Annotated in this window: 26 protein-coding genes, 1 tRNA gene and 1 pseudogene; 10 read left to right on the top strand and 18 right to left on the bottom strand. The window is 37.2% G+C overall.

The genetic code is table 11. From position 1 onward, the window contains the following. Nucleotides 1-55 precede the first annotated feature (55 nt). Nucleotides 56-4,522: an LPXTG cell wall anchor domain-containing protein gene (locus IGK53_RS06135; protein WP_047928314.1), complete on the bottom strand. Its 4,467-nt coding sequence runs from the start codon at nt 4,520-4,522 to the stop codon at nt 56-58. Between the two features lie 609 nt (nt 4,523-5,131). Between IGK53_RS06135 and IGK53_RS06130 the strand changes: the two genes are divergently transcribed. After that, complete coding sequence (locus tag IGK53_RS06130) at nt 5,132-5,503, top strand: hypothetical protein (protein WP_002306626.1); 372 nt, start codon at nt 5,132-5,134, stop codon at nt 5,501-5,503. A 287-nt stretch (nt 5,504-5,790) separates the two neighbouring features. Here the strand turns inward: IGK53_RS06130 and IGK53_RS06125 are convergent, their stop codons facing one another. From IGK53_RS06125 to IGK53_RS06085, 9 genes are all read right to left on the bottom strand, one after another. Continuing rightward, complete coding sequence (locus tag IGK53_RS06125) at nt 5,791-6,033, bottom strand: GlsB/YeaQ/YmgE family stress response membrane protein (protein WP_002291278.1); 243 nt, start codon at nt 6,031-6,033, stop codon at nt 5,791-5,793. A gap of 31 nt (nt 6,034-6,064) precedes the next feature. Beyond that, nucleotides 6,065-6,970, bottom strand: coding sequence for an Asp23/Gls24 family envelope stress response protein (locus IGK53_RS06120; protein WP_002329243.1), 906 nt, complete (start codon nt 6,968-6,970; stop codon nt 6,065-6,067). Between the two features lie 12 nt (nt 6,971-6,982). Then, nucleotides 6,983-7,171 (bottom strand): DUF2273 domain-containing protein, encoded by a 189-nt coding sequence (locus IGK53_RS06115; RefSeq protein WP_002291274.1) that lies wholly within the window; start codon nt 7,169-7,171, stop codon nt 6,983-6,985. A gap of 11 nt (nt 7,172-7,182) precedes the next feature. Beyond that, nucleotides 7,183-7,746, bottom strand: a complete 564-nt coding sequence (gene amaP, locus IGK53_RS06110) for an alkaline shock response membrane anchor protein AmaP (RefSeq protein WP_002306622.1) — start codon at nt 7,744-7,746, stop codon at nt 7,183-7,185. 37 nt (nt 7,747-7,783) lie between these two features. Further along, nucleotides 7,784-8,677: an SDR family oxidoreductase gene (locus tag IGK53_RS06105; RefSeq protein ID WP_002306620.1), complete on the bottom strand. Its 894-nt coding sequence runs from the start codon at nt 8,675-8,677 to the stop codon at nt 7,784-7,786. A gap of 79 nt (nt 8,678-8,756) precedes the next feature. Next, a complete protein-coding gene (locus IGK53_RS06100) occupies nt 8,757-9,680 on the bottom strand; it encodes a magnesium transporter CorA family protein (RefSeq protein WP_430605043.1) in 924 nt (307 codons plus the stop codon). A gap of 48 nt (nt 9,681-9,728) precedes the next feature. Continuing rightward, on the bottom strand, nt 9,729-10,079 hold the full coding sequence (locus IGK53_RS06095; protein ID WP_002291264.1) for an iron-sulfur cluster biosynthesis family protein: 351 nt from the start codon (nt 10,077-10,079) through the stop codon (nt 9,729-9,731). A 32-nt stretch (nt 10,080-10,111) separates the two neighbouring features. Continuing rightward, entirely contained in the window at nt 10,112-11,014 is a 903-nt protein-coding gene (locus tag IGK53_RS06090) for a glycosyltransferase family 8 protein (RefSeq protein ID WP_430605034.1), read from the bottom strand. Further along, nucleotides 11,007-11,864 carry a glycosyltransferase family 8 protein gene (locus IGK53_RS06085; protein ID WP_002329245.1) on the bottom strand — a complete coding sequence of 286 codons (858 nt, stop codon included), beginning with the start codon at nt 11,862-11,864 and terminating at the stop codon, nt 11,007-11,009. Before IGK53_RS06085 ends, IGK53_RS06090 begins: the two co-directional genes overlap by 8 nt. 334 nt (nt 11,865-12,198) lie before the next feature. Here IGK53_RS06085 and IGK53_RS06080 point away from each other — a divergent pair, with 334 nt between their 5' ends. Both IGK53_RS06080 and IGK53_RS06075 read left to right on the top strand, forming a co-directional pair. Next, the gene (locus tag IGK53_RS06080; RefSeq protein ID WP_002306615.1) at nt 12,199-13,008 is read left to right on the top strand and encodes a Cof-type HAD-IIB family hydrolase; all 810 of its coding nucleotides are present in this window, start codon (nt 12,199-12,201) and stop codon (nt 13,006-13,008) included. Between the two features lie 39 nt (nt 13,009-13,047). Further along, entirely contained in the window at nt 13,048-13,587 is a 540-nt protein-coding gene (locus IGK53_RS06075; RefSeq protein ID WP_002329246.1) for an isochorismatase family cysteine hydrolase, read from the top strand. A gap of 476 nt (nt 13,588-14,063) precedes the next feature. Here the strand turns inward: IGK53_RS06075 and IGK53_RS06070 are convergent. Continuing rightward, nucleotides 14,064-14,137 (bottom strand) — tRNA-Ile (locus IGK53_RS06070). A 172-nt stretch (nt 14,138-14,309) separates the two neighbouring features. Between IGK53_RS06070 and IGK53_RS06065 the strand changes: the two genes are divergently transcribed. From IGK53_RS06065 to IGK53_RS06050, 4 genes are all read left to right on the top strand, one after another. Beyond that, a complete protein-coding gene (locus IGK53_RS06065; RefSeq protein ID WP_016629009.1) occupies nt 14,310-14,633 on the top strand; it encodes a hypothetical protein in 324 nt (107 codons plus the stop codon). Nucleotides 14,634-14,789: 156 nt separating this feature from the next. After that, nucleotides 14,790-15,044: a hypothetical protein gene (locus IGK53_RS06060; RefSeq protein ID WP_002306610.1), complete on the top strand. Its 255-nt coding sequence runs from the start codon at nt 14,790-14,792 to the stop codon at nt 15,042-15,044. Between the two features lie 69 nt (nt 15,045-15,113). Beyond that, the gene (locus tag IGK53_RS06055; protein WP_002306609.1) at nt 15,114-15,359 is read left to right on the top strand and encodes a helix-turn-helix domain-containing protein; all 246 of its coding nucleotides are present in this window, start codon (nt 15,114-15,116) and stop codon (nt 15,357-15,359) included. A gap of 77 nt (nt 15,360-15,436) precedes the next feature. Further along, nucleotides 15,437-15,802: a TIGR02328 family protein gene (locus IGK53_RS06050; protein WP_002306607.1), complete on the top strand. Its 366-nt coding sequence runs from the start codon at nt 15,437-15,439 to the stop codon at nt 15,800-15,802. A gap of 222 nt (nt 15,803-16,024) precedes the next feature. Here IGK53_RS06050 and IGK53_RS06045 read toward each other — a convergent pair whose 3' ends face one another. The 3 genes from IGK53_RS06045 to IGK53_RS06035 form a co-directional block, all read right to left on the bottom strand. Further along, nucleotides 16,025-16,612, bottom strand: a complete 588-nt coding sequence (locus IGK53_RS06045; RefSeq protein WP_002329249.1) for a hypothetical protein — start codon at nt 16,610-16,612, stop codon at nt 16,025-16,027. Between the two features lie 526 nt (nt 16,613-17,138). Continuing rightward, entirely contained in the window at nt 17,139-17,339 is a 201-nt protein-coding gene (locus IGK53_RS06040) for a cold-shock protein (protein ID WP_002306603.1), read from the bottom strand. Nucleotides 17,340-17,581: 242 nt separating this feature from the next. Beyond that, on the bottom strand, nt 17,582-18,073 hold the full coding sequence (locus IGK53_RS06035; protein WP_002293299.1) for a flavodoxin family protein: 492 nt from the start codon (nt 18,071-18,073) through the stop codon (nt 17,582-17,584). 162 nt (nt 18,074-18,235) lie between these two features. Between IGK53_RS06035 and IGK53_RS06030 the strand changes: the two genes are divergently transcribed. Then, nucleotides 18,236-18,385, top strand: a complete 150-nt coding sequence (locus IGK53_RS06030; RefSeq protein ID WP_002293298.1) for a hypothetical protein — start codon at nt 18,236-18,238, stop codon at nt 18,383-18,385. An 843-nt stretch (nt 18,386-19,228) separates the two neighbouring features. Beyond that, a complete protein-coding gene (locus IGK53_RS06025; RefSeq protein ID WP_002306600.1) occupies nt 19,229-19,435 on the top strand; it encodes a DUF3955 domain-containing protein in 207 nt (68 codons plus the stop codon). A 245-nt stretch (nt 19,436-19,680) separates the two neighbouring features. On the opposite strand, the gene IGK53_RS06020 is transcribed toward IGK53_RS06025, so the two are convergent. From IGK53_RS06020 to IGK53_RS06010, 3 genes are all read right to left on the bottom strand, one after another. Continuing rightward, complete coding sequence (locus IGK53_RS06020; RefSeq protein WP_002313716.1) at nt 19,681-20,682, bottom strand: alpha/beta hydrolase; 1,002 nt, start codon at nt 20,680-20,682, stop codon at nt 19,681-19,683. A 4-nt stretch (nt 20,683-20,686) separates the two neighbouring features. Next, on the bottom strand, nt 20,687-22,600 hold the full coding sequence (locus tag IGK53_RS06015) for an alpha/beta fold hydrolase (RefSeq protein WP_002306593.1): 1,914 nt from the start codon (nt 22,598-22,600) through the stop codon (nt 20,687-20,689). A 168-nt stretch (nt 22,601-22,768) separates the two neighbouring features. Next, on the bottom strand, nt 22,769-23,275 hold the full coding sequence (locus IGK53_RS06010) for a cysteine hydrolase family protein (RefSeq protein ID WP_002306591.1): 507 nt from the start codon (nt 23,273-23,275) through the stop codon (nt 22,769-22,771). Between the two features lie 155 nt (nt 23,276-23,430). Between IGK53_RS06010 and IGK53_RS06005 the strand changes: the two are divergent. Continuing rightward, nucleotides 23,431-23,796 (top strand): annotated as a pseudogene (locus IGK53_RS06005) (Spx/MgsR family RNA polymerase-binding regulatory protein); the annotation flags it as partial. 212 nt (nt 23,797-24,008) lie between these two features. Here the strand turns inward: IGK53_RS06005 and sgrA are convergent. After that, on the bottom strand, nt 24,009-24,956 hold the full coding sequence (gene sgrA / locus IGK53_RS06000) for an LPXTG-anchored fibrinogen/nidogen-binding adhesin SgrA (RefSeq protein ID WP_430605033.1): 948 nt from the start codon (nt 24,954-24,956) through the stop codon (nt 24,009-24,011). Nucleotides 24,957-25,012: the final 56 nt, after the last annotated feature.

The raw sequence follows: 25,012 nt of genomic DNA, 5'->3' as shown, positions 1-25,012 counted from the left end.
TGTTTTAGGAATAGGAACTTTGAGAACTATTTTTTCTTACTTAAGCAAAAAACGGTTATTGATTTTCAACTTTCTCTTTTGCTTTTCTTCTCATAACAATCGTCCCTATGCCTGCTACTAACGCGATACCAATCAACATCCATGCAGTATTCCTAGTTGCATTGGTTTGTGGCATATTCAGTGAAGATTCATTATCTGCACTTGTTGTTGGATCATCTTGGATGCTTGGTGTCGTTCCTTCATTTCGTTCCGTACTGCCGCTTGTTCCATCATTATTCGTGTTATTATTTTGTGATTCATTCGTACTGGATTCCGTCGTGTGATCACGTACTTCATACGGCATATTCAATTCTGTTGAAAAACCGCCATAAGAACTGTCAGTCGTCACGTTGACTGCGACATTGTTCCGACCAGGAGTCGATGTGTCGATTTCAGAATTTAAAGAGACTGTATAAAGATTTTCTGGAATGACCTTGTCATTTACTTTTACATTTTTGATAAATGATTTAAGATCGAGATCCGTTGCACCTCGTGGGATTTCTACTTTATTAGCTTCTACATCAATTTTCCCGCTTGGTTCGAACCCATATTCTGTGACTTCATAATAAGCATATTGAGAACCGTAAGTGAAGTTCTTCTCCTGCTCATCTTCCATCAACATATTTCGTCTAAACTCTTTCGTATGATAGATCCTGACAATGTCTCCTACGTTGACATTCAATGGCTGTCCACTATTGAATCGAGACAATGCTTGTTCGATCGTTCGGTTTCCTGTTACATCATATGTGAATCTGCTAGTGGTATTATCTTTGTTCATCACATCGAATTGATAATAAATCGAGCGATCGGAATAATCATGCACTACTTTGGACAACTCTGTATTTGCCACACCTTGAGATGCTCGGATCATCATTTGAGTATTCTGATTGTTCGGATTTGTCTGTTTAATTAGACTGAATGCGCCAATCGTTACGCCGTCATTGTTTTTGACTCGGATCGTACTTCCCCATTTCACTACATAAGGGATCTTCACTTCTGTGAACCCAGTACCATCAGTCGTGCTTACTCTCACACGAACCCCTTTTTCTCCCACTGTTGTCGTATCGAAGTTAGACAATTGTTCCACCGTATAAAGATCACTCGTTAGCGGACGTCCGTTGAATGTCACATTTTGGATCAATTCTGCCGGATTCACTGTATTCGTCTCATGTCCTAACAGCAGTTCTTGTGAAATCGGATCAGCCTTGATATCTGTAAATGGCTCGAATCCTTCTTCCGTTACTCTGTAATAGGCATAATTAGAACCACCTGTGTAATCTCTGACCATTTCATCCATCATCAGAAGATTTCTTCCTTGTGTCTCCGCGTGATAGACTTTGATGGTATCTCCTACATTGACTGCTAACGGCTGCCCGTTGTTGAAGCCGTTTACTGCTTGACGGATCAAGGTATTCCCTGTTACTTCATAGTTGTATTTTCGCGTGTCATTTTCAAGCACTTCGATGGCATAATAGATTCCTCTGCCGAACGGATTGTTCACTGGACGATTCAAGTCCGTGTTGCTTGAACCAGGAGAAGCATGGATTGCTAACTGATCGCCTTCTTTTAATAAACTAAACGCGCCGACGGTCATTTCTTCCAGTCCTCGAAGAACGAATGTACTTCCCCACTGTACTTCATAAGGCACTTCGATTTCGGTTTCAGCTAACCCATCATTCATCGTAATCTTTACTTTTGTCGTTCGTTTTCCAGTTGTACTTGTGTCAATCTCTGACACTTGTTCGATCGTGTAACGATCTTCTGAGATACTTTGATGATTAATCGTGACATCTTTGACTAGTTCTTTGACATCTAATGTGCTGACGTCCTCCCTCAAAGAGAATGTTTGCGAAGTCCCTTCTGCTTCCATCACTGGAATCGGTTCTAGTCCGAATGCAGTCACTCTGTAATAAGCATATTCGGAATCATAAGTGAAATCCCGTTCTTCTTCATCGATCATGACAACTGAGCTGTTCGGTGATCTCTGTGGGTGATAGATCTTGATTACATCATCCAATCGTACATCATAGTAGCCATTCCCGTTCCCAAAGTTATTGATCACTTGCCGCAGAGTTCCTCTACCAAGTACCTCATAATTGTAGATTGACTGATTGTTTCTCAGGACTTCCAAAGAATAATACAAGGCGTGCATCGATTCTTCCGTACCGACCCGTTCATCTAATGCTGAAGGCAACCCACTGGTAACGGTTAATCTAGCTGCATTCCCACTTCTTAGATGTAAGGAATAAGCTCCTGCTGAGCCACCTTCGCTTGACTTGATCATGAATGTATCTCCCCAAAGATAATTGACCGATGTTTCGGCTGTTCCTTTGATCGTCTCCCCAGAAATCGGGTGTTTCGCTTGTACCGTGATCCGAATATCTTGTTTGCCAGCAATCGTATTCGTCGGCTCTGTCGATTCTGCTGCGACGAATTCTAAATCCTCGATCGCAACTGATTCCCCTTCAAAAGTGGCTTCTTCGATATAATTTTTAAACGTACTTGCCAGTGACGCAGAAGTTTCTCCTAATGTACGTTCTTCCATTGGCTTCAATTTCAGTTGGATCGCCGGATCAGGGAGTACAGGAAGTGGTTCAAATCCGAAAGCTGTGACACGATAATAGGCGTTATCTGTTCCGTAAGTGAAGTCCTGTTCTTCTTCTTCTACCATCAAGACTGAGCTTCCTGCACTCTTTTGTGGATGGTGAATATTGATGATATCGCCCAACTGTACATCAAGGTATCCATTTCCATTTCCGAATGTCGTGATCACTTGCTGTAGAGTAGCTCTTCCCGGCACCTCATGGTAATAAGCTTGTCGGTCATTTCGTAGCACCTCAATAGAGTAATACAACGAATCTTCAAGACCAATCCGTTCATCGAGAGGAGAATCTAATCCTCGAGTTGCCACGATTCGAGCATTATTCCCATTCCTCAACTGGAAAGCGTATGCTCCAGCTGATCGTCCATCATGGGCTTTCAATAAGAACGTGTCGCCCCAACGAATATTGACTGTTGTTTCAGCTGTTCCTTTGATCATTCGACCTGTAACAGGGTGTCTCGTTTGAACAGTCAGTTTGAGCGCCTGTTCTCCTACGATAGAAGAATCTGGCTCTGTTGATTCATCGGCGACAAACTCTAAGTCAGCTGTATTAAGCCTTTGCCCTTCCATCGTCGCTTCTTGGATATATTCACGGAATGAAGAGGAAAGTGCAGGATAATTTCCACCGAGATGTCGATCTTCTACATCCTTCAATTTTAGTTCTAACTCTGGTTGAGGAAGAATATCCATCGTGATCGAACCAGTAGCTTCACGTCCATCAGCAGCCGTTGCTTTTGCCCGCCACGTTTTCGTACCAACTGAGCTCGTATCAGCATCGAGCCACTCTAACTGATGGGTCTGTCCAAGAGGGTCTCTCACTTCAAAGTAGTCAGCAGGATTAGGGATTGCTTCGCTCACGTAAATGGAATGCGGACCAGCCTTTCCAGTGATTTGTAGTGCTCTATCCTGAACCGTGATCGGCACAGTTACAGTAGTCGTTCTGCCAGAAGTATCTTCAGTTACTTTGATTCTAGTATTTTGAGTACCAATTGTATCCATTCTAGGTGGAGTTTCCCATTCTGTCTTCAGATCCCATTTGACATTACTCCGATCAATCGTCACATAATCAGAAGGATCTGGTACCGCATCGCCTTCCCATAAATTATGTGTGCCAGATTTGGCTTCGACTCCAAGCTCTCCCATTGATTTTGCTGCAGAGTGGAAATTTATTAATCTGTGTTGTCTATGAGACGCATTAGGTCCGGAAAGATACACTTGAACACGTAGCTCTATACTTTCATTACCTAAGTTTCGTTCGTCGCCTATCCTAGTTAATCTTATCTTATAGGGGTCGCCCCAATTAACCATCAGCGCCCTAAATCTCCAATTCCCGCTCTTTGTATCTACAAAAGCAGAAAAATCATCTGAAGTAGATCCGATTGCTATACTTGTGCTAGTTATCCCAAGTGAAGAAAGTACATTGGAAGAAAAACTTGGAGAATCAATTTCTGGTACATCATGAACATCCATATCTGTGTCATATGTTAGTTCTAAAAATTCCCCACGCGTAAAGGAATGGTCATGATTTGCCATCGCTTCATTGAATCTGTATACAAAATATCGTTCATAAAAATCCATTAATTCTGTTACCACTTCTTCCATTGTCCATCTAGTCAATCGTGTCTCTGGGAACATATAATCAACTTGGTTTGTTTCTTTTTTTTCTTCTATTGGTAATCGTGGCAAGGTAGATGCTCGTGGTTTATTTTCCTCTTTCTTTGTTTCTTCCTGTTCTTTCTCTTCCTGAGGGCGTAATTGCCTTAATACTGGTAATTCAATCGAATGTAAGGCAGAAGCGGCTTCTACTACGGTACCGCCCATATTCCCTAGAGCCAGTCCCAACGATAGTGTACTAGTCAATAACTTTTTTACTTTTTTCAATGAATGTTTTACCTCCTTTATTTTTCCTATACAGATCAATAGCGGTCTGTTTTAAACCGTCAGCAAAGAAGGTATGCTATTTTCTTGTTTTAAACATAAATAAATAGTGTAAAAATAGTTTTGTTTGTTTCTAACCTCCGTAGCTTTTGCTCAATTGACACAAGTCTGATCGATCAAATAGTATTTATTTTGCTAAACACCTAACGATCATTTGTTGTGACAAACTTGACGGTCAGCATTGTACGTGAATTGCTTCTGTTCCCCTTCTTACGATCTTTGAATATGTAGTTCTCTCCCCAATAATCGTAACTGGGTGTCTCCCACTCCTTTCTTTTTGTTTTTATGCGGGAGCAAACTCCCACATTTATACTGTAAAGGGGGTCTTTCTATTATGTAATGCCACTTTTTACCATTTAATATGGAGTTTTTGACAGAATGTTTCGAATAACAACGATCCACTACTCATTTTTCTTTTTAACGTTAATTTGATAATAATGATTATTTATTTAAAAATACATTAGATAACATTTGTTACGACACGAAAAAGCTTCACAAACAAATATCGTTATTTTAAAATGAGGACGAATTCACACAATTAGGAGGAATAGTATGCCATTCATCGTTTACTTTTTTCTTTCATTACTCGTGATCTATATTCCATTACCAACATTCTTTCTGCTCGTCAATCGTCTAGCTGAGCAACATGATGCGATTACTGCTCTTACGAAACTTTGTTTACTTCTATTTGTTTGTCTAGATTACTTTACGAGCTATTATTGGCTAAAACAGACAAGAGTAAAAAAGAGATATTATTTCTTCCTTGTCTTTTTCAATCTCTTTGAGTTTCTGATCCATTGCTTTTTACTTCATCAGTATCATACGATTCATTTGTGGATCATCTGGGACTTTCAAGTGGTCGTACTATTTTGTATGTTCACCTTCCCTCTCTCAAGAAAATTTAGGGAGACATTGTTTTATTAAAAAAAGGTGGAGAAAGCTTATCTGTATCAATAAAGACACAGTTAAGGAAAAACTGGTCAACATACTGGTTTTTCTTTAAAAAACTTTTAAAAATCTAATTGGGAATTTACCCACACAAACAAGGGGCTATGACAAAATCTTGTCACAGCCCCTTATTTCGAATAAAAAGCTTGCATCTTCGATAATAAGCCCAACCAAACGAAAAATATGAAAAGCTATTTTTGTTTGGTTGTTCTTATTACTTGATGCAGAACAGCTTTTTCACGACCTTTTTATTAAAAGTCTTTTTACAGTTTTCTAGCAAAAAATGAGACAATCAGTACTAAAATGATGGCACCAATCAATGATGGTACGATTGCCATTCCTGCAATACTTGGTCCCCAAGAACCTAATAATGCTTGGCCAAGTGCTGATCCAACTAAACCTGCTACGACATTTGCAATAATCCCCATCGAAGAACCTTTATTCGTGATTGCTCCTGCAATTGCTCCGATAATTCCTCCGACGATAAGTGACCAAATAAATCCCATGTTTCGTTCCTCCTAATGTTTTGCTTCCTTATTACTGAACGCGTGGCTCTGTATTTTCTTTTACTTTTTCAACGCCGCTTCCAGCTGCTGATTTTACTTTATCTGTTTGATTAGAAGCAAATTCACCGGTTTTTTTCCCTGCGTCAGTTACTTTGTCTTGCACTGTTTCTTGATCTTTTTCAAATTCTTCTTTTGTTTTGATGTCCACTACGTTAGCGTTAACTTCGATGACGTCTAAGTGTGTCATATTTTTTACTTCTTTGCCGATTACTTCTTGCATTTCTTCAAAGATTTTTTCGATATCTTTGCCATATTCCACAATGATATCCATGTCAACTGCTACTTGTTTTTTACCGACTTCTGTTTCGATCCCAGCCGTTACATTATCTGTATTCACAAGTTTTCCTGCCATATTAGAGAAGAAACCACCGTTTGCAGATAATAAACCGTCTACTTGTTCAATTGCGATTCCAATGATTTTTTGCACCACTTTGTCTTCATAATTCAACTCACCGCGCATCGAATCTTCCTGCTCAGAGCCATGGTTTTCTTGGTCATTTGTATGTTGTGAACCAAATTTTTCTTGTCCATTTGAGTGTTCAGAACCAAGTTTTTCTTGTGCTTTCGCATGATCAGAAGGGTGCTTTTGTTCCTCTAATGGTTTAGAAGGATCGATTGCATCATGTTGTTCTGGAACTTTAGATTCTGGAGAGCCGGGATGATGAGGCGCATGTTTTTCTGCGTCATGTTTCTTTTCTTCTACACCTTGTTGAACATTTGGCACGACTGGATCTGGATGTGCAGATACTGGTGCTGTTTTGTTCTTTTCATCGTTCACACCATTTGATTGGTTTGGTGTCGTTGGGTCTGGATGTGCAGACACTGGTTTTTGGTTGTTCATTTTATTGTTATTATTATTTTTGTTATTGTTATTCATGGATGTTTCCTCCTAAGATTTAAAATAGTGATCTAAGATTTTCGTTTGTTTCAAATAAAAACCGATAGCGACACCGATAGCGGCCATGATCAAGATCAATAAAGTCTTGAAAAAGCCGACGGTTATCCATAAAACGGCTAATATCAACCCAAGTACCCCAAAGATGATAGGGAGCTTGTATGTCGAAAATAGTTCTTTCATTTTGGTCCCCCCTATTCTACTCGTTTGCGGTCATTACTTTGTTTAGCTGGTTCTTCAAAGCCTGTGTATTTCACGGATACTTTCACTGACTCTTTTGTGCCTAATATGTGTTGTACTTCGTTTTCGATTTCTTTCATCAATGTTCCCGTTTTACCAATGAGTGCTGAAGTTCGTTTCAACTCCCCTTTTACATTGACGGCGATCTTGTTTTTCGTTGCTTTGACATTTACTTTTGGTGAATGGATAAATTCATCTTCATGCAAGTGAGAACGAACCATTCCTTCGATTGCTTTTTTATCCAACGTCAACTCCCCATCACCATGTTTCAGTAAAAAGGTTCCGATCGTTTTTGGATAAAACAAGAAAACAAGCAACGTGATAATCGTCAAAATAGCAAATGCAACAGCAAGCCAGAATACATATTGTTGCACATATGAATTAGTAATGGAAAAGAATCGAAACTTCTCTAATTGAAAAGGCAGTGGATAGGCTGCACTTAATAGTATCGCAAACAAAAGTATAGATAGCAAAAGTAACGTTCCGATCACTCCAAGCGTTTTTACTCCTTTATTCATTTTCGCACCTCCTCATAGGGGTGAAACGATCAACTTTTTATAAGTTGATCGCTTCTCCACCAGTTACTCCGTAGATTTGAGCTGTGACATAACTTGCTTTATTCGATGCTAAGAAGACATAGACCGGTGCTAATTCTCCTGGCTGACCTGCACGTTCTAGTAAACTTTGCTGACCAAATTCAGGAATTGAATCAGAAGGCTGACCTTCGTCTAGTTGTAGCGGTGTCCAGATTGGACCAGGGGCTACGCCATTTACACGGATTCCCTTAGGAGCAAGTTGTTTTGCTAAGCCAATCGTAAAGTTAGCGATTGAAGCTTTTGTTGCTGCATAATCCAATAAATGTTCACTTGGATTGAAGGCTTGGACAGATGTTGTTGTAACAATCGCTCCTCCTGCTGGGATATGCGGAACTGCTTCTTTCACTAAAGCAAACATAGCGATGATGTTGACCATGAATGTGTCTTTGATTTGTTCAAGTGGCAGTTCAACAATGGACTGGCAAGAAATTTGCTGTCCTGCATTCAATACCATCGTATCTAGCCCACCAAGCTCACTTACTGCTTTTTCAATGATTTCTTTAGGTGCTTGTTCATCACGAAGATCAAATGGTAGTAAGACGATTTTACGTCCTGCATCTTTGACGTATTTAGCTACTTCTTCTGCATCTTTTTCTTCTCCTGGGAAGAATTGAAGAGCGATGTCTGCACCTTCTCTAGCAAATGCAATCGCTGCTGCACGACCGATCCCTGAATCGCCACCAGTGATGAGTACACGTCGGTTTTCCAGCTGATTACTGCCCTCATAGGATTCTTCTCCGCAATCAGGAACAGGAATCATGTTCTGTTGTAAAGCTGGCGTATCCTGATCTTGCTTAGGAAATTTCTCCGTATGGTACAGATTTCGCGGATCGATTAATTTTGGTTCTGTCATTGCTGTATTCCTCCTAGTTTTTCTAAATTGTATTGCCAAAACAAATTTCTTTGTTTGATACCTGTTTTAAATAGTTTGTTTAATTCGTATAATCTTTTCGGTATAGATGGTAGCCTAAAACCGCCGCTGCTATCAAAGAGCCGAATACTACGAGGATAAATCCTAAAGCAGAGCTTTTACCCGGCAACCCTCCTGTATTCATTCCCCAAATCCCTGCAAACAACGCCGGAACGGAGATGATTAGTGCAGCTGAATCTAGATATTTCATGATGTGGTTTAGATTATTGTCCATCATCCCATTGAATAAATCACCAATACTCTCCAATAAGTCTCGATAGATCTCGATCATTTTTTCTGTTTGGCGCTGCCTCAAATGGACATCATAAAGCAATTGTTCATCGTCTAAACGTTTGATAAACGTTTCAGAATTCCATAATTGATTCATCGTTTTCCGCTGATCTCTTAAGGTATGATCGATATACACAATGTCTCTTTCAAGATCTGCCTGTTTATACAGTTCCTCATTCTCCGTCGTTTTACGAGCTGCTTTATCCAAAGCGTCAATTCTATGCTTCATTTCTCTTAGTTCTTTCACGTAATGGGTATAAATATCCAGTAATGTATACGTGATGATCTTTTCAAACGAGTTTAAATGATCTCCATGCTTTGTCATCAAGCGATCCACGAACTCGGTCTTTCTATCAATACATGTAATCAAGAGATTATCGGAAAGTACAAAAGATATCGGTGTCAATTTTTTTTCGATACGATTATCTGACTGATCCAGATTGATCACAACCAAAGAAAATGGATGCGCTAATTTGGTCTCATAAAGGCGCTCCATCCGAGAAACTTCTTCCGGATATTCCGTGCCTACGAAAATATCATCTGGAAGCTCAAATTCTTTGATTGCCTGCTGGATCTCTTCTGGCTTTTTATTATCGAAAATAAGCCAATTGTATTTGTTTTCATCTGTTTCTGTGACTTTCTTTTCATCATCCACAAAGTAGTATCTCAATGTATACCTCCTTTCTGGACTTTTCAAAAACGATTAGCTGAAGAAGCAGTTCTTTAATTTGATATTATAATCGAGTACTGCACTTTCATTTTCTAATGAGAAGCTGTCAAGCTGTTTATTAAAATCCATGTTTAGTCGTTTACCGAAATAACTTTGTTCTACTTTAGATGTATAGATCTCCAGTAAAGGATGCTCGATTTTTGTTGCATACTCTCCAAATTCCGAAACAAAAGGAATGATTTGGAAAAAGCTGCCTTTTGCAAAAGCACCTTTATCCCTTAAAAATGGATCGGAATCATTGATGAGAGCGAGTGCAATTTTTGTATTTTCCCCCACTTTTTCGATTAACGTCTCTACTGCATTTTTAGACAGTGTAATTTCCATTCCTACTCCCCCTGTTCAGTTGTAGTCTTGTATTATTTAACAACTACGTCTGTTTTTTGTTGAATTTTTGCATATTTTGGATATTTAGGGAATTTAGCCACACAACGGAACGCCGTCATCCCTGCATATTTTTCGTAATATTTCTTCGTTGGTCCTTCAAAATCTTTGCTCCAAGGTTTCACATGTCCTGAGAAATGGATAATGTAAGGATTGTTGCGTGTTTCTTCGTATTCACGTTCACCTGCTGCTGTTGGATGTTTCTTTGCTTTAGCCATGATATAGCCTTGTGCATTCCAACGCGGATGAAGCGGAAGCCAACGATCATGTAAGATTGCATTTAATGCATCTTGGTCATGGAACCTTAATTTTTCTGGATTATGTTCGATGAAGTCTAATACTTTTTGCGTAATATTTTCATCTAACCATTTTTTTACATTGATCAGCATCAATCCTGAGTTGAAGTAACGCATTGATTTAGCTAGAATCTCCATTTTTTCTAATCGTTGATGGAACCCAGCGTCTTCAACAGCTGCTACGATTGAATCACCGAAGTCAAGACGCCATAATTTAGAGATATCTTGTAAAGCAATCATGTCGCAATCCATATATAAGATACGTTCAACTTCCGTGCCGCGGAACAATTCCGGAATCGCTATGCGGTAATAAGCTGTTTCTGGAATACGATCGCTGATTACTACATTTGTAAAGAATTCTTTATTGATTTTCAAAAATTCTACATCTGAATTCATTCGTGCATTTTTCACTGAGAAACGTAAAAGCTGTTTGCTTTCAAAATCGATATCGTCGTCAATCACATAGAACCGAACAAATTTAGACGGGTTGCAATTATCTAATACTGAGACAAATAACGCAGCTAAATGCGGTACGAATTTTGTGTTACAACTTGCGACTACTGCTATTTCTTTTTTATTCATTGATCTCGCCTACTTTCGTTAGAGTACTGTGTGCTAATTTTTTTAAGTATAAATTGGTATACGGATGATCTTTCAACGTATTCCAAGGTTTATCATGTCCTGTAAAATGAACGATTGAAGGTTTTTCATTTCCTTCTTTATACAGACGTTCATATTTTTCATTTGGTGCTGGGTGTCGTTCAAAAATCAAAGAAGTCTGCATGTTCCATTTTGGATGAAGTTGTTCCCAATCTTCATAAAGGACAGCATTCAAAGCATCTTGATCGTGATAAATGATTCGATCACCATTTTCACTTAAATAATGGATAGTTTTTTCTGTAATTTCTTTTTTATTCCATTGATCGATGTCAATCACCATCACCCCTGAATTGAAGTACAAGTCATCGGAATCTATTCCTAATCTTTCCAATGCTTTCACTTGTCCTGGATCGATAATGGCGCCGATCGTTTTTCCATTTAATGGTTCATCATATAGTTTTACGATATCGTCTAGCACTAACACATCTGAATCTAAGTAAAGGACTTTCTTATAATCCTCTTTAGCTAATAAGTTGGGTAAAGAAATTCTTAAGTAAGCGGTAGTTGTGATATGGTCGCTGACTAGGAAGTCTTCGTAGATATCTTTTTCCACTGTCAGGAATTGGATACTTGCATTACTTGAATATTTATTTACCGTTTCTTCCAATCCTTGTTTACTATATTCTGATAGACCATCGTCAATCACATAAAATTTTATGCGTCTTGCTTTATTGCAATTTTCTAATGCAGTTGCGATCATCACGCTCAAGTAAGGAGCATAATTTTCGTCTGAAGCAGTCACCACAGGAACTACGCCGTATCTCTTCTCCATCAAAATCACTCCTTTTTCTAATCTTTTTCTAACCTGTTCTACATCTAGAATATTCCTCATTTGGCTTTAAAGCAAAATATATGCTTTGTTTTCATTGAATATTTTAAAATTTTTTTATTACAAAACGCATCAGTAAGCGCTAACTATTCGTTTTTCATGGCTTTTTATTCAAAAGTATTGACCAAAAACTACTATTATATAGCCACCTTTTTCTTAAGAATGTTTTTTGAAAAAATTCATAACGGCAAAGCAAGTTAGTTTCATTTTTTTAATTTCTCATTTAATCTTAAGGTAACAGGAAAATAGATATGTAAAAAGAAAGTAGGAAGATAAAATGAAACTAGCAGCGATTGATTTAGACGGTACCTTGCTTGATCGAAATGGAAAGATACCAGAAGAAAATATCCAGGCACTTCGGAAATTTGATGAAAATGGCGGAATCGTAACAGTAGCTACAGGAAGGAACAGCATTTCTGCTAAAGATATTTTTTCCGAATTAGGGATCGGCGGCTATTTGATTTCTTCCAATGGTTCGCTGATTGCTGAAATGAAGGATGGAAAGATGGCAAAGGTTCTCAGACGTTCGAAAATAGATATCGATACTCTGAAAAAAGCCTTCTTCTATGCTCAAGAAGCAAAAATCTCAATTATTGCCAGCCGAGAAACCCAAGATGATCAGCTGACATTCGATGAGTCAAATCTTGTCAAAGACGACCCCTATTATGAACATTTCAATCTGCAGAATCATTCTTTTGATCAAATTTTAAGTATGTTAGAAGATCCTTCTCTTAGCTATCTTAAATTAGCGTTAACAGATAAGAGTGAAGAAAAACTACAGAAGTTACAAAGAGATCTGCAAGCAGACGGCATCAATTCAGTATTCTCTGATCCGCATTTCTTAGAAATCACGCCTACAGGTATCACTAAAGCTCATTCACTTGTTTTTCTGGCGGATTACCTTGGAATCGAGTCGAGTGATATCATGGCTTTTGGCGATCAAGAAAACGACATTGCTATGTTGAATTATAGTGGGTTGAGTATTGCGATGGGGAATGCACAGCGGCAAGTAAAAGAAATTGCAAACCAAGTAACACTGACGAATGAGGAAGCTGGGGTTGCTTATATTTTAAAAAACTTCTATTGAAAATAAAAAAATGACGTCATGAACGTAGGAGGAAAGAAAATGTTAGTTATTATCGATATGCAAAATCATATTCTTGATCCAAATAGCGAATTTTATATTCCAGAATCAGACCAATTGGCGGAACGCATTGCTAAACGATTAGCTAAAGCACGCAAAAACAAGGAATATATTCTATTCACACGGGATATTCCAGTCGAACTGAAGGACAAAGAAGAGGAACGGGAAGATTTGCAATTGATCCCTCTTCTTTCTCCCCAAGGAAATGAACGAGTGATCAAAAAGTATTACTTTACGATCCCCCCTGAAACTTTAGCTGAAATCAAGGAGACTTTGTTTGAAAGCAAAGAAGAACAAAAAGAGATCGAAGTGGTTGGGATCGAAACAAACTTATGTGTGCTCTCTAATTTGATAGGCTTGCAGAGTGCGTTTCCTGAAGCTGACTTTTTTGTTGATCCAACGTTAGTTTCTAGTAGAAAACATGGAGAATCTGCGTTGGAACTTCTGAAAGATTTCAATGTTTCGATCATTGAACCTAAAAATAGACAGTCACACGTATGCTACAGTCTATTCTTTATATAAGTTCTATTATCATTTAGCAAGCAAATAAAAAAGAAAAAGCACGAAGAACTGTTTTCAGTCTTACGTGCTTTTTCTACAAAAGTATATTGGCTTTTCCATGACACCTTGGTAAACAGTGTTCTCCTGCCAACTCCTCAGTCACAAGTCACAATATTCAACAAACATGGGAAGCTGTTTTTTGAAATTGCTCCTTGTGACTCAGAGTTAAACGGTAGGCTCACGACCTCTTTCTTAAATGGTGTTCAATCAGCTGACTCTCGGTATTAGCTTAACAAACGGCAAAATATGAGGAACTATTTTTCCGTTTGTTTCTCTAATACTCAGGTCAAAACGCTGATTTCACAACCTCTTCCTTAAACGGTGTTCAAAAGCTTGCATCTGCGGTAATAAGTCCAACCAAGTTAAAAACATAAGAAGCTGTTTTTACTTGGCTGTTCTTATTAGTTGATGCAGGGCAGCTTTTTCACAACCTCTTATGTACCTTGTAGGACTCGAACCTACGACCGGACGGTTATGAGCCGTCTGCTCTAACCAACTGAGCTAAAGGTACATCATCATGAGATATATTTTAGTTACTTTTTAACTATAGCACGAATTATAGACGCTCACAAGCTTCAAAATATAAATAATATGATATATTTATTCTTATTTACTTGACTTGAAACTTGACTATTTTTTACTTGCTTATTTTAGAAGAAATGCTATTCTTTTAAAAATTCTCAATGCTAGGAGTGATTATTTTGCCATTTATTGCGATTTTATTCGATTTGGTTGCGGCAGCAGCTTACTTTCTCCAATACAATCATCAAAGTTCAGAAGTCGTGTTTGTTGGAATGATTTTCCAAGGTGTGATCACCCTTCTCCTTCTCATCATGATAATCAGCTACAAAGGAAAAAAATATGCACGTGTCCAGACAGAAATATTTGTTAAATATGTTTCTATTCGTTACGGGATCATCATTCTTTCCTTTTTAATGAATGCAATCGTCCTCTTTTTATATGTATTGAATTACTTAAATATCAATCCATTGATTTTTTCTAGATAGATAACTTGTATTTAGCGGAACAGTTCTCGCGTATGAGCAGAGAGCTGTTCCGCTTTTTCATCGGTCTATTCTTCTTTGATTTTCCTAGCATTTCATTTGTGATGTATGCAATAACATGTTATCTTTTATTAGAAGAAATGTTGAGGAGTCCGTTACATGATTACGTTGGTTAGAGTTTTGTTTTGGTTGCCTTCGGTCGTCCTGATCGCAATTATTTTTTATCTTATGCATTGGAACAAAGAACGGCTTTATTTAGCTGTTTTGACTCTTCCGGTTATTTATTTTATGTGGAAGGTTTTTAATTACAACTACTTTGAACCTGATAGTGTTTTTGTAGAAGAATTATCAGGGTTGGTTTTGTCTCTATTAATCGTCATTCTTTATTTGATACGTTTAAATAAAAAACATTGAGTCCTATTGATTGTTTGTGTAGCTTTCTATGGTCATTACAACTATCCTATTATGATGAAAGGTGATTAAATGAGTATCGAAGAAGCTATTTTACTGGATACTTTACGTTGTCGTCTGAATTTTTTAAGAACTGGCCGATCTTTATCCCAAGTAGCTGTTTCTAGCGCGTTAAGTATTCCTTTATTCAAATATCGTAAATACGAACAAGGGGAAGAAATTCCAAGTATCATTGAATTGATCTACATCGCCGACTTTTACGATATTTCCGTTGACTACCTGATTGGTCGCTCAGAAACAGCAAGCAAACTGAAATGATTTTTTCCAGCCATTGTGCTGGTTTTTTCATTTAATGTTTAAAGTGAACAAACTATGTACAAAAAGGAGATGTATCTATGCGTTTATGGCATGAAAAATTGATTTCAAAGCTTCCTCGTCAGCAGCTTTTAGGACAACATCGAGAATGCTGTGCGTTAAGAGGAAATGGTTGGGGAAAGAAACACGCTACTGTAGATTATGTCTTCCACTATTCTCCTTATAAATTATTTCAATATCATCAACTTGTCATGGACGAAATGGAAAAGCGTGGCTACAGCCCAGCACCAGAATGGACAGATCCTATGTACCGTGGCAAATCATGCGAAGCATTTTTTGATTTGCCTACTGTAGAACGTAGCGTTCCGATTTATCCGGAACATGATGAAGTGTATCTAGCAGAGTGTTTAGCAAATTTGGAGCAAAAAGGAATTTATCTTACCTAAAAAAGAGGCTGGGATAGAAGCGTTTAACTCCAAGAAATAAGAGGTAATTCACGAAAATTGCTTTTCAAATCTTTGTGAATTTCAGCTTATTTCCGAAGGAGTTGCTTCTGCTTCCGCCGTTTACACATGTTTAGAGCGTGAGACAAAAGTTTTTCTTTACTTTTGTCCCACGCTCTAATATAACATGAAAAACTCTTCTACTCTTTACTCATCGAAAAAGTCTTAACCAACGTAGGGTAAGCTCGAATGGTGCAAGTTGATTCTCAGGTTACCTTCGTCATCACGTATAAATCCGAAAGTATATTCTACTTTTGTTTCATCACCCGTTTTCCCAGAAGTAAAGTAATATTCTCCTGATGCGATTGCTGAATCCGTATCGATGATCGTTTCATGATTGTCGAAGCGGATGTCTGTCCAAGGTTCTAACGCAAAACCAGAATCTTCGCTGATATCACCGCCAACGAAATAAGAAAGTGCTTCTTCTTTTGTTGCCCTGAATGGTAACTCTGCAGCTTTAGTTGGTTTAAAAAGCACAGCACCTTCGTCGTATGCATACAATGTCTCGATGACTTCTTCTGCTTTTTCTGTTGCTTCCTCCATACCTTCTTCGCTTGCTTTACCGATACTTATGATTGCTTCTGCCCAGCGTTCCCGTGCTTCGTCGACTTCGGCTTCTGTGATCGTCTCAACTTTTACCTCTTCTGTCGTGTCTTCAGTTGTTTCTGTTGTTGATTCAGTTGCCGAATCGGTTGTAGAACAACCTGCCATTGCTAGTGTTAATGTTGATAGTAAAAATAGTTTTTTTATCATAAGATTATCCCCCCCTGAAAACAGACTAAAATAATAACATTTCGTTTTTTTATTTTCAGTTAAAGCTTAATAATTTCTAAATGTTCTTAAATTTTATTTAAAAACTCTTATAACTTTCATAATACATAACATAGTTATTTTTAAATAAAAAAATAAGCTCAATACATTTAAAATAAAAGACATAATTAAAATTAATCAAATAAATATCGTTATCTAAAAACAAAAAAAATCCTTTTAAAATCTTACTACTATTAGGCTTTTTCGTTTTAATTTTCTTTAAATAATTATGCAAAAGTAATAGTTTATCTGTTTTTTTATTGTTTTAATAATCGATACACCACTTTATGTAAAATACTTCTCGAAAATACCTATTGACAAACAAACACAGCTATGAAATGAAAAAGCAAAGGACGAAGCAAAAAAGCACCAAGAAAAACATCCTTCCGCCTATTCAACGATCAATGAATTTCTTCGTACAAAAAAAACCGTCTTTTCGAAAGAAAAGACGGTTAAAAGTCAATTTTTATTAAGCTTTAACAATGTTTATTGCTTGAGGGCCACGTTGACCATCTTCAACATCGTAAGACACTGCTTGGCCTTCTTCTAAAGTTTTGAAACCGTCGCCTTGGATAGCTGAGAAATGTGCAAATACATCATTTCCATCTTCACCAGTGATGAAGCCAAAACCTTTGTCTGCGTTGAACCATTTTACTGTACCGTTATTCATAAATAAATTCCTCCTGATACGTATCAATGTACGTTTTTTCGTTGCAATAAATATTTGATAGGCAAAAGGAGTTTTATCTATGTAGATATATCGCTCAAATTACGTTTCAAAATAGATTACTTATTTAATATATCATGCTTTTTCTAATAACACAAGAATAATGCAATAAAATATAAAACTTATTGTCTTCGAATCGATAAAAAAGTTGGATAACCGCGTTTGAGCCGCCTATTGTTCTCCATTTATTTGTTTTTATCTACTAGCATTTGTTTAAGTTGTCTGTTTGCTTCAGAGATTTGTTTCTTTTGATATAGTATTCCTTGTGAATCCATCATGAATCGTTTACTAATATTTTCTAGCATTCTCTCTATGCCTGGTATGGCTTCTTCTGGCGCTGCTCCTTGGACGATCCATAGTACTGGTAACTGGTGCAATGGCGCGTTTTCTGAATCAAGTCCGATTTGGAATAATTCTGTCCAACGGTCAATAAACGTTTTAAGCAGTCCACTAATATCCCACCAATAAATCGGTGTACCAATAACTACGTAGTTCGCCTTCGCCAATCTATCCATGACGGCATCAAAATCATCATTAGCTTTGACTTGACCTAATTGAGCAATATGAAAATCTACAAGATCGATCCTCTCATAATCTATTCCTTCTAGAACTTTCGCTCCCCACTTACTAGTCATACCTTCTTTGTTTGGACTTGCATTTATAAATATAGTTGTCATTGTGTTCCCTCCCCACTTTATTTTACAACATGATTGCTAAATTTTGACTTTAAACTTTCTTAACTATGAAAACCTTTCAATTGGTGATATACTTATAAATGGAATTTCGTTATCAACGTGTTCGTTGCCTTTCAGCAAGTATTTAAAGAAAGGAGAATGGCTATGACATTCTATAACAAAGATATACAATATCGAGTAACCTTGGATACAGATTTGAATCTCTTTGTCGTTTTTGACAAAGAAAATAGCAATCATGTAGCAACAGGTGTTACGATCGAACAAGCAGTGCAAGAATTAAAAAAATCTGCATAAGGAGTGGAAACCCTCATATGGACGATTCTCGTTCTTCTCTTTAAACGCATCTACTGGATGATAACAGTAGGTGCGTTTTGTGTTTTCAATAACTTCTTCTCATCTGACAACCCTCCATCTAATTGACGATTGTATTCGACTAACTCAATCAACTAAATCTTTTTTAAAAAAAGGAAGAATCCTACTATAACAGAAAAAGTAAAAAATCCATTAAAACCTAAAAAGCCATTACCAAATATTTGGTAGTGGCTTTTCGGGTTCTGTAAGGGTGGTACAGAACATCAATAGTCGGTGGGTTAGAACGTATGTTATCACATCTTTGGAGAAGGTTGTATTGGTATTATTCGAGTGACTTATTAGATGCGATAACAAGGATAGTATACAGTAGGGAAAAAATTTATTTTTTCTTTTTTTTATTAGTTTTGTTTCTTATTTTCTAAAAAATAAAAATAAATATTTGATGAATTAAGCATTCTCCGGATAAAACTGGCTTTCGAATACATATTAGGTTATCGTTTGTAATTTTATTTCACAGTTGTTATGATTGTTATGTAAAATAAAAAAGTTTAGGATACATCGAATTTTTGGGGAAATTCTTTTTGGGGGGTGTCCTAAACCTTTTCTATTATTTTCTCATATTTCCCATTATTGGTCTAGACATATACTAATGACTTTCTATCTATATGATGGATGAATCCTTTTTCATTTATCATGAGATAACTTTGCTCCAAACTTACTTATGATAGATGGATGGTATTTTTTGTTCACGTTCTAACAAACTTGACACATTTATGAATTCTTAATCTATCTATCCTATAATTATAAAAAAAGGAGGTGCTGCGTATGAAAGCTATTCATATTTCTTTGCTTTTTTTCGCTAGTGCATTGATTTTATTTGCTATTCATCTTTGCTCCCAGCCTTATATCAATAACAACGGAATATTAGTAGAACCAGCATTCTTTTGCTTACCGCTCGGTCTTTTATCCCTTTTTGCCTCCGCTGGATTCGGATTTGTTGCCTTTTTTAAACGATCGAAACAACAAATCTGACTATAAAATTTACGTAAAAGAGACCGTAAAAAAAAAACATATCACCTTTCCTTATTCCGAATAAATATTTTCCATAAACAATCTTTTGACAATAGGCTGGACGTCTCTTTCGCGAGAACTGATACACGGTACCTACAAGCTCTTCAGTCACCAGTCCCACTATTCATCAAACCTGAGAAGCTGCTTAGTTCCTTCTGACTCGGAACTAAGCAGTTTCTTCACATCCTCTTTTACATCATGAGCGTTTATTCCTTGAAAAATGCTACTAATTTTTGGTATGTTTCTTGCGCTTGTTTATTACTAAAATCAAACTGATATTCATGGTTCAAGACAACATTTTTCTTCGTATAGTCTACTTTTGTGACTTTCACTCCTACTTTTTCAAATGCAGAAGCTGTTTGTTCCATTTGTTTCGTAAACGTATTTGTGTTCCCATCCGTCAAGAATGTTTTTTGCGTCCAACGGTCTGCATGTCTTGCTAAAGCTAAATGTTTGACGTCTTCTAAACGTTCAAAGTTCTTACTATCAAAATAAGCCCATCCACATTTTGCATAAAGAAAGCTAGAAATCTTATCACTTACTTGGGTAAATGCAGAAGGGTCTAGTAGTCCAGACAAAGAAACAAATTTTGTGATCTGCTTGTTCTCCAAAGTTGGATCAAGTTGATCGGCTTTTTTGATTTCTTCGTTTTGAAGTGCTAACAAATACTCTCCGCTAATTTGTGCGCCTGCTGAATCGCCACCAATCGAAATATTCGACCAATCCGCTTGCTCTTTTATCTCTTTTTTGGCTGCTTGAATGGCTTCGTTCAATTGGATAACTGGTGTAGGATGCTTTGCTTCAGGTGATCGTTCATAATCGATATTTACGACGATCTGCTGCGTGTCTGAACATAGGTATTCCAAATAATCACGACAATCGTTTTTATCCCCTCCTACATATGCGCCTCCATGCATCCAGAAAAGGATGGGCAACTTTTTCTTCTCCGTTTTCGGTGTGTAGATATCCATATGATTGTTTTTGTACTTTGAAGGATAAGTTATTTCTTTATTTCTATCGATTTGTTTGATTTTTTGCTGGAAATCGTCTGGTCTGGCATATACTTGTTCTTTTTCACTTGTGTCAAATTGTTTTCTAACAAGCAAACTAATCGGCTTTGGTGTGATTTGATTAATCAAAAATACAGTGACTAAAATAACTACGATGATAACTGGCACTGCAATCACTATTCGCTTGAACCATTTCATTCATTTACCCTCTCTTTCTTCGCCAAATCCATGTGATAATCGTGCTAGCAGATAAAAATCCACCTGAATAAATGAGAAGCGAATGTTTCTTTTCTCCAGTTTTCGGCAACATTCCTTTTTTTGTATCTGTCTTTTTTTGTACTTTCACTGTCATCTGAATCGGTAGCGTATCATCACTTGATTGATCATCTCGAGGTTCATCCTTTCCCTTATTGTCTGCATTCTCTGCCGGATCTTGTTTTTTTGGTGGAACTACTGGGATTTTTTTGTAATGGTAAATAATAGTTGGTGCCGTCTCGTTAAAAACCCCTTCAGTCGGTCCTTCAACATTTGCTAATTCGTATCCTTCGAATGTCTTTTGCTCTGTCACATAATTCTCTCCATAAGCTCCGTAAAGCCAGATTTCGTCCTGGTCTTTGAGTAGACTTTTATTGTTTTCATCCACATATTTCACGTTTATCTGATCATGGAACACTACTTTCAAAAAGTCCGTTACATGTTTCGTGTAGGCAGCATGGTCAACTTCCTGTGCCTTTCCATGCCCTGCTCCTTCTACCAATAAAAGGTCTTTATACCCTCCTGCTAACTCATATAGTTTTTGCGCGTTAGACACAGGTACTACATCATCTGCCGTTCCATGGATGATCAATTTAGGCAATGAACCAGACATTCCAATCGTAGGTAGAGCGGCTGTCGGATCCAAATGCATCTCCTGATCAAAATAATATTGTTTCAAAAGCCCCATAAACAAATCTTCATGCTCTTGATCCCCAATGATGTCTAACTGATTTTTTATGGCAGGCGGTAATGCAGGGACTACTGTCTGGCTATACGTAAAACGTAGTTGTTCATCGATTGATGCAAATCCGCAATTTTCAATAATTCCTTTGACATTGACTGGGATATCTTTTGCTAATACAGACATCATCGTAGCTGCTCCCATGGAACCACCATACAGCAGGATCTTTTGAGATGGACGTTCTCGAACTTCTTGATTGATCCAGTAAAGGACATCATCTGATTCATATTGTCCATAGGTTACATAATCGCCTCCACTGTTACCAGTTGCTCTGGAATCAACAAATAATAAATTATACCCTGCCTTATAAAAATCATTGTATTCTTCTGTAACGATCCCATTATTCCAATTCCCTCTAAATCCGCCATGGATCATGACTGTTTTATCTGAACCCTGGTCGACATAGTAAGCATACACATCCATCATTTTGCCGTCTTGTTTGTTTAGTACAGTTTGATGAAGTTGTTTTGTGTTTGGATAGAAGCCTGTGTTTTCTGTAGGCGTCGTACCATCATCTGTACCTCCAAGCATTGACATCAACACACTATTTTTAGAAAAAGCGATATCATACAATAGATAAGTAGCAATCAGATGTTTGATAATCTCTTTGTCTACACCATAATCCTTACCAAAAAGCTCACTTAATACTAAACCTATTAGTCGTGCGTTAATTTCATCTACTGGTCCATTAAGTATATCTGTCATCTGTTTACCGAAGTAATTAAGATATTTCTTACCATTGAAGTTTTCGCCTTTACCGATATCATCATTTTCTGTCCCATTCTCTTTGTCACTTACTTTAGCAGAAGAGGATTTGTCGTTTGGCGTTTCTGTAGCTGTTGCTTCATCTGTTTGTTGGTTATCTGTGGTAGCGGTCGTTTCTTGATCTGTGCTAGTAACAGATGTCTCAGCCGTTGTTTCAGTACTTGTTTCTGTTTGTGAAGTACTCGATTTCGTTTCGTTTCTAGCATCAGTTGTTTCCGTGGTTTCGACCTCCCTAGATCCCGATTCGGAAAAGATACTCTCTCCATATACTGACCATTGCGGGACGTTTGTACTTACAGCAAATAAGACGACCAACGCTCCCTTTAACACTTGTTTTGTTCTCAATCGATTCACTCCTTTTTATGATTCTAGGAGAATTATATGTAAACGCAAACATTTTTTATACAAAAAACAAACGGTTTATCCCATAAAAATAGAACAGGATTATTTTCTCAATTTACGTAACAAAGCAGAATGGATACTGGTTTATCCATTCTGCTTTTCTTTAAACAATGAAACAGCTTATTGCTCCAAAAATGTCAGAAATCGTTTATCCCAAATATTCTCGTAAAAAGCGATTGTTTCCTTTGCTTTCATAAAAGGATGATCATAAGTCGTCGCTGCTCCTCTGCACATCATAAGCTGGTATCCTAATCCATGAGCAAACTTCACAGTCGTATCTATACAATACTCTGTTTGCGCCCCACATAATTCGATCGAATGACAGTCCAATTCAGTTAATAACATACTCAAATTAGTCTTATAAAATGAATTCGCATGGGTTTTTCTCACAAAATAACTGTGTTCAGGAATAGATAATTCCGACAATAGCTCCCATGGTTTTGTTTTTGGTACTAATTGATCATCTTCGTGTTGAACGAAAATAACTGGCTTTCCAATCGTTTCGTATGCTTTGATTCTTTTATTCACTAATGCTGTCACTGTTTTTAATCCGTGTATCGTCGAAGAATCAAAACATACCCCTTTTTGTAAATCGATCACTACGAATGCGTCGGCTGTGTTTGACATACGTATGCCTTCTTTCTTGATTTAATAGTATTTCTTATCTAGTTAGTTCCTTTATACGTGACAACAATTTCTTATTTTACACCTATAAATGGCACTTTTCGACTATTTCTTCATGTTATTATTTCATAAATATTTAGCTATTGGAGGAATGTATCATGATTAAATTATATATAGGTTCTAGTTGCTCGTCTTCTAGACGCGCAAAACGTTGGCTTATCACACATGATATACCGTTTATCGAACAGAACTTAATTCGTCAACCACTAACCAAAAATGAATTTATCCACTTACTAAAATTGACAAACAATGGCGTGACCGAAATGCTCTCTACTCATTCTATTAGTTATAAAAATCTTGTTCACAGAATAGATGAGCTCAGTTTGAGTGAACTATATATTGAGATTCGTACGTCCCCTTCTTTATTGAAAAAACCGATTATCTACGACCAACCTGCAAAACTTTTGACTGGATTTAGCGAAGATAAAATCAGGATGTTCCTTCCTAAAACTAAAAGAAAACAAGAGCTCAACGAACTCTTGCTTTCTGGTCATCTTGTTGATTTTAAAGAAAATAATCTTTGCGTTCCTGTTATTTCCTGTTTCTCAAATATGTTAGTAAACAAAAATAAACCTGGCAAAGCTACAACTTCGCCAGGCAATACAGCACTCTCGAATGAAATATTCACTCAAAAATCTATCGTTTTATTCAATTTTAAATCTGTTGCTTTTATTCTTTATTTCACTCGATGGAAGAGAGAACGAAAATAGCTTGCTCCTACAATCAAAATGAGTAACACACCCATCCATGTAATTAGCTTGTTTACGGTTCTACTACCAGTTTCTGGTAAATCGCTTTTTCTCTTATCTGTTTCTTTCGCTTTTTCTTGATGATCAATTCCACGAGAAACAAAATCAGACTGTTTTAGCACACTTTTTAGGTTGCTCCCTGCATTTCTCTTTTGTTCCTTAGTTGGTATGATAGGTACCAAATCAAGTTCATTATTTACTTTTCCCGTGCTGCTTTCGCTACTTGTGTTTCCTGTGCTACTTTCACTACTCGTACTATCCGTACTGCTTTCACTGCTCGTACTCTCTGTACTGCTTTCACTGCTCGTACTATCCGTACTGCTTTCACTGCTTGTACTCTCCGTATTGCTTTCACTGCTCGTACTCTCTGTACTGCTTTCACTACTCGTACTTTCTGTACTGCTTTCACTACTCGTACTATCTGTACTGCTCGACGGTCCAACAACTGTCCAACTACTTGGTTTCAAATTCTCCGTAATCGTCATCTGTCCATCATAAAAAACAATCAAATCAACTTTATCTTTACTCTTGATCTCATCAATCGATAGTTCTGCAGAAATCATTATTGTATACTCAATACCAGCGGTCCATTGTACGTCCTTTAAATAAACTTCCCCAATAACCTTTTCTGAACTTCCATTACCATCCCAACCATATGTTAGAACAGCATGTATATCACTAGCATTCACGCTTTTATTTGTTTTGATCAGAATAGTAATGACTTGTTGTGTCACGTCATAAACGATCCGATCAGTTTTCACAGTAAATGAAAGATTTTCATTTGTCCGTTCATTTGCAGAAGTACTGATTCCAATCATTGCTGCAATTATACTTAGCCCAAGAATAACAAATAATACGGTCGCTGTTTTCTTCATTTCAATCACTCTCCATATAATTACCTTCTATTTGATAAAGGAATTATATAAAATGA

The organism is Enterococcus sp. DIV1224, from assembly GCF_050555455.1.
In the GTDB taxonomy this organism is placed as follows: Bacteria; Bacillota; Bacilli; order Lactobacillales; family Enterococcaceae; genus Enterococcus_B; species Enterococcus_B lactis.
The sequence above is the reverse complement of the archived record's forward strand: the minus strand, read 5'-3'. Positions and strand labels throughout refer to the sequence as shown.

Bases quoted from the DNA above. Each gene is read 5' to 3' on its own strand.
- IGK53_RS06130 (WP_002306626.1), top strand. From the start codon at position 5,132: ATGCCATTCATCGTTTACTTTTTTCTTTCATTACTCGTGATCTATATT.
- IGK53_RS06125 (WP_002291278.1), bottom strand. From the start codon at position 6,033: ATGGGATTTATTTGGTCACTTATCGTCGGAGGAATTATCGGAGCAATT.
- IGK53_RS06120 (WP_002329243.1), bottom strand. From the start codon at position 6,970: ATGAATAACAATAACAAAAATAATAATAACAATAAAATGAACAACCAA.
- IGK53_RS06115 (WP_002291274.1), bottom strand. From the start codon at position 7,171: ATGAAAGAACTATTTTCGACATACAAGCTCCCTATCATCTTTGGGGTA.
- amaP (WP_002306622.1), bottom strand. From the start codon at position 7,746: ATGAATAAAGGAGTAAAAACGCTTGGAGTGATCGGAACGTTACTTTTG.
- IGK53_RS06105 (WP_002306620.1), bottom strand. From the start codon at position 8,677: ATGACAGAACCAAAATTAATCGATCCGCGAAATCTGTACCATACGGAG.
- IGK53_RS06095 (WP_002291264.1), bottom strand. From the start codon at position 10,079: ATGGAAATTACACTGTCTAAAAATGCAGTAGAGACGTTAATCGAAAAA.
- IGK53_RS06090 (WP_430605034.1), bottom strand. From the start codon at position 11,014: ATGAATAAAAAAGAAATAGCAGTAGTCGCAAGTTGTAACACAAAATTC.
- IGK53_RS06085 (WP_002329245.1), bottom strand. From the start codon at position 11,864: ATGGAGAAGAGATACGGCGTAGTTCCTGTGGTGACTGCTTCAGACGAA.
- IGK53_RS06080 (WP_002306615.1), top strand. From the start codon at position 12,199: ATGAAACTAGCAGCGATTGATTTAGACGGTACCTTGCTTGATCGAAAT.
- IGK53_RS06075 (WP_002329246.1), top strand. From the start codon at position 13,048: ATGTTAGTTATTATCGATATGCAAAATCATATTCTTGATCCAAATAGC.
- IGK53_RS06065 (WP_016629009.1), top strand. From the start codon at position 14,310: ATGCTAGGAGTGATTATTTTGCCATTTATTGCGATTTTATTCGATTTG.
- IGK53_RS06060 (WP_002306610.1), top strand. From the start codon at position 14,790: ATGATTACGTTGGTTAGAGTTTTGTTTTGGTTGCCTTCGGTCGTCCTG.
- IGK53_RS06055 (WP_002306609.1), top strand. From the start codon at position 15,114: ATGAGTATCGAAGAAGCTATTTTACTGGATACTTTACGTTGTCGTCTG.
- IGK53_RS06050 (WP_002306607.1), top strand. From the start codon at position 15,437: ATGCGTTTATGGCATGAAAAATTGATTTCAAAGCTTCCTCGTCAGCAG.
- IGK53_RS06045 (WP_002329249.1), bottom strand. From the start codon at position 16,612: ATGATAAAAAAACTATTTTTACTATCAACATTAACACTAGCAATGGCA.
- IGK53_RS06040 (WP_002306603.1), bottom strand. From the start codon at position 17,339: ATGAATAACGGTACAGTAAAATGGTTCAACGCAGACAAAGGTTTTGGC.
- IGK53_RS06035 (WP_002293299.1), bottom strand. From the start codon at position 18,073: ATGACAACTATATTTATAAATGCAAGTCCAAACAAAGAAGGTATGACT.
- IGK53_RS06030 (WP_002293298.1), top strand. From the start codon at position 18,236: ATGACATTCTATAACAAAGATATACAATATCGAGTAACCTTGGATACA.
- IGK53_RS06025 (WP_002306600.1), top strand. From the start codon at position 19,229: ATGAAAGCTATTCATATTTCTTTGCTTTTTTTCGCTAGTGCATTGATT.
- IGK53_RS06020 (WP_002313716.1), bottom strand. From the start codon at position 20,682: ATGAAATGGTTCAAGCGAATAGTGATTGCAGTGCCAGTTATCATCGTA.
- IGK53_RS06010 (WP_002306591.1), bottom strand. From the start codon at position 23,275: ATGTCAAACACAGCCGACGCATTCGTAGTGATCGATTTACAAAAAGGG.
- sgrA (WP_430605033.1), bottom strand. From the start codon at position 24,956: ATGAAGAAAACAGCGACCGTATTATTTGTTATTCTTGGGCTAAGTATA.